The organism is Blautia sp. BIOML-A1 (genome assembly GCF_009883055.1).
Lineage (GTDB): Bacteria > Bacillota > Clostridia > Lachnospirales > Lachnospiraceae > Blautia_A.
Genome location: NZ_WWVR01000079.1, coordinates 1 through 3,346, shown reverse-complemented (window position 1 = coordinate 3,346; position 3,346 = coordinate 1). Strand labels below are relative to the sequence as shown.

Below are 3,346 nucleotides of genomic sequence, written 5' to 3'. Positions count from 1 at the left end.
AAGTGTTCTTTTTTATTTTTTGCAATTCATCTCCCACCTGTAGAGGAAGGAGAATTCTTGCTATATATTATGTTAAAAAATAGCAATCAAAAACTCCTCTCAGGCGCTATGCATAATAATTTCAACAACATGCTGCTTATAGCAGGTATTGATAAATTTATATCATTCTGATGAAATATTATATTTCATTTTTCACGTTAATGATGTAAAATTATCAATGTAAATATCAGGGCATATTCGAATAATCATTTCTAAACTTTTTCAAATATGCTCCGGAAAGGAACTTTTATACTAATGAAAACCAAGATTCAGGATATGACCTCCGGTTCACCGGGACGGTTGATCATTCTTTTTGCAATTCCCCTGATGCTGGGAAATATCTGTCAGCAGCTTTATACAATGGTGGATACCATGGTTGTTGGCCAGGTTGCAGGTGTGGAGGCTCTTGCCGCACTGGGTGCTGTTGACTTTCTGATGTGGGTTGTCACAGGAATATCCACAGGACTCACTCAGGGATTTTCTATTCAACTCTCCCAGTATTATGGGGCAAAGGATTTCGAAAATCTGCGTAAATCTCTGGCTCACAGTTACCGGCTGGCCGCATTCATCGCAGCCGGAGTATTGATTCTCAGCCAGTCATTTGCTTCGCTGGTATTAACAGGGCTGCATACACCTTCCAATATTATCGGAATGTCTCTGTTATATCTGCGCATCATTTTCTGTGGAATCCCCGCCACAGCAGCCTATAATATGTTTGCCTCTGCTCTAAGGGCTATGGGAAACAGTAAAACACCGCTGACCGCAATGATCATCGCATCTGCGCTGAATGTCTCACTGGACATCCTTTTTGTGGCAGGCTTCGGATGGGGTGTGGCAGGAGCAGCAATCGCAACTGTGATTGCACAGAGCTTCTCCGCTGTTTACTGTTTCCTGATTTTACGCAGAATTGATATCGTTCATCTGACCAGAGCAGATTTTATGCCTGCCTCCGGCATGAATGCCCGCCTGATGAAGCTTGGTATTCCTGTTGTATTTCAGAATATCATCATCGGCGTGGGCGGTCTGGTAGTCCAGTATGTGATCAATGGCTACGGTTTCCTTTTTGTAGCAGGATTTACAGCTACAAACAAGCTTTATGGTCTGCTGGAAATGGCTGCTATTTCCTATGGATATGCCATCGTTACCTATGTGGGTCAGAATCTGGGAGCCGGAAAGATTGACAGGATCAGAAAAGGCGTCCGCAGCAGTATGCTGCTTTCCCTGCTTACCTCACTAATCATTTCTGCTGCCATGTTTTTATTTGGAAAAAATATTCTCTCACTTTTCATCTCAGGTGAACCACAGCAGACACAGCAGGTATTGGCAATTGCTTTTAAATACCTTTCTATTATGGCTGCCATGCTCTGGGTTTTGTACTTCCTGTACGTGTACAGATCTGTACTTCAGGGGCTGGGAGATACCTTAATGCCTATGGTAAGTGGTATGGCTGAATTTGTCATGCGTATCAGTGCTGCACTGATCCTTCCCCATTTTATCGGACAGGACGGTATTTTCTTTGCAGAGATTGCAGCATGGAGCGGAGCCACTGTGATCTTATGCATCAGCTATTATGTACGGATGCATAAATATCATTAAAACAAAACAGGGAGCTGTCGGTAAATAACGTTTTTTAGAGCTGACAGCACCAAACAAAAATATCCTGACAGTTACAGAGCTTTCTGGCTCTGCAACTTGTTCAGGATATTTTTATTTTGATAAATACTTTCTGTTTTTGGCCGCAAAAAATCCTTGTTTGGATTTTTTCAGCCGCATTTTTTTCTAGGCAGTTTTTCCTTCAAATTTTCTCAGTTTTTCGTATAAAAAACGATGATATTTATTTATATTTCTTCCAATAGCATACAGCATGAATTCTTTATATACCTTATCTGCCGAACGGTAATTAAAACGCCGGAAATTCTCATTTTCCTTTATATCTCCAAAATGTCCTTCCGTCTGAATGGAACGTGTCTAGCGTTTCATGATCCTGCAGTTTTATATAACTGGATATTTCATTCTGTTTTAAATAAAGCAGATTTTTTTCACTACAGTACCCGCTGTCCGCAGTTACTTCTTCCAGAATACTCCCGAAAGCATTCTTATGTTTTTCAAGGACCGGGATCAGGGTATTATAATCGGTGCGGTCGCTGCTTACATATCCATGTACGATAAAATAATTCTCTACCGCGATCTGAACATTATATGCTGGCTTTAACTGTCCGTTCAGCATGTGATCTTCTTTCATACGCATAAAAGTCGCTTCCAGATCTGTTTTGGAATAACTGTTTCTGTCTTTTCCCATGATCTCAAAGCATTCTTTATATTCCATCAGTCGTTTTCCGCATTGTTCCAGTTCCTCATGCAGCTGTTGAATTGCAGGTTTTCTTTTTCCTTTTCCGTAAACGAATTCGATTTCCTCGTTGTCTGCGATCATCGTGAGATTGTTCTGGAGTTTCCGTATTTCAAGCGGTGAACAGTTATCGATCTCTATAATACGGTTATTTGAAAGCTTTTTATGTTTTACAAGCTTTCGTTTTCTGTTCTTTTCGATCACTTCCCGGACTTTATCCATCCCTTCGATCACAAACATCTGTGCATTTCCCAGCTCGTACTTTGTTCCATAATCATTCTCCTGCAAAAAAGAATTATATTTTTCAAAAAGCTGGTCGATAGAGTCCAGAAGTCCTGCCAGATGATAATTGATGCTTCCACGCCATACAAAAGTATAACGGTTCGCATTTGCCTCTATCTTTGTACCGTCAATAAAAAGTTCTTTTAATGTGACCAGCCCTTCTTTCTGTAGCCGCCGCATAAACTGGTAATTCAGGTCATCCAGGACATCAGATGTCAGCTTCCTGTTTTTAAAGTCATAAAAAGCATCACGTTTCGGTTTTTGTCCGCGCGTCACCCAGATAAAAGCAAGGTCTCTTTCACACAGATCAACAATACAGTCAACAGAACGTATTCCCCGCATATTTGCATAGGTAACTACAGCATACATCATAATTGGGTTGTACCCAGTTCTTCCCTTATCTGAACAATTGGCTAACAAGCCAGAAAAATCTAATTCCTCCATCACTTTTTTCAGGGTATAGACTGGATCGTCGTCAGGTAAACTCAATTCGAAGAAACTAAAGTTAATTTTCTGTTGCCCAAACTCAAAAAAATCGTTATAATAATTAGTTGTTAGCATAGTTACATTATAACATGTAACGGAGAGAAAGATGGTTGTCGTTAGCCATTTTTTTTCTTTTTTCAGATAAATTCAGAGAGGGTATGACTCGTTGTGAGCCATACCCTCTCTGCTTTG

General features: G+C 40.3%; 1 protein-coding gene and 1 pseudogene. One reads left to right on the top strand and one right to left on the bottom strand.

Annotated features, from left to right (window positions below; all coding sequences use genetic code 11):
• Positions 1–294: 294 nt before the first annotated feature.
• Positions 295–1,635 carry an MATE family efflux transporter gene (locus tag GT674_RS16675; RefSeq protein WP_161286674.1) on the top strand — a complete coding sequence of 447 codons (1,341 nt, stop codon included), beginning with the start codon at positions 295–297 and terminating at the stop codon, positions 1,633–1,635.
• Positions 1,636–1,818: 183 nt separating this feature from the next.
• Here GT674_RS16675 and GT674_RS16670 read toward each other — a convergent pair.
• Positions 1,819–3,229, bottom strand: a pseudogene (locus GT674_RS16670) (transposase).
• Positions 3,230–3,346 lie beyond the last annotated feature (117 nt).

Bases quoted from the DNA above. Each gene is read 5' to 3' on its own strand.
- GT674_RS16675 (WP_161286674.1), top strand. From the start codon at position 295: ATGAAAACCAAGATTCAGGATATGACCTCCGGTTCACCGGGACGGTTG.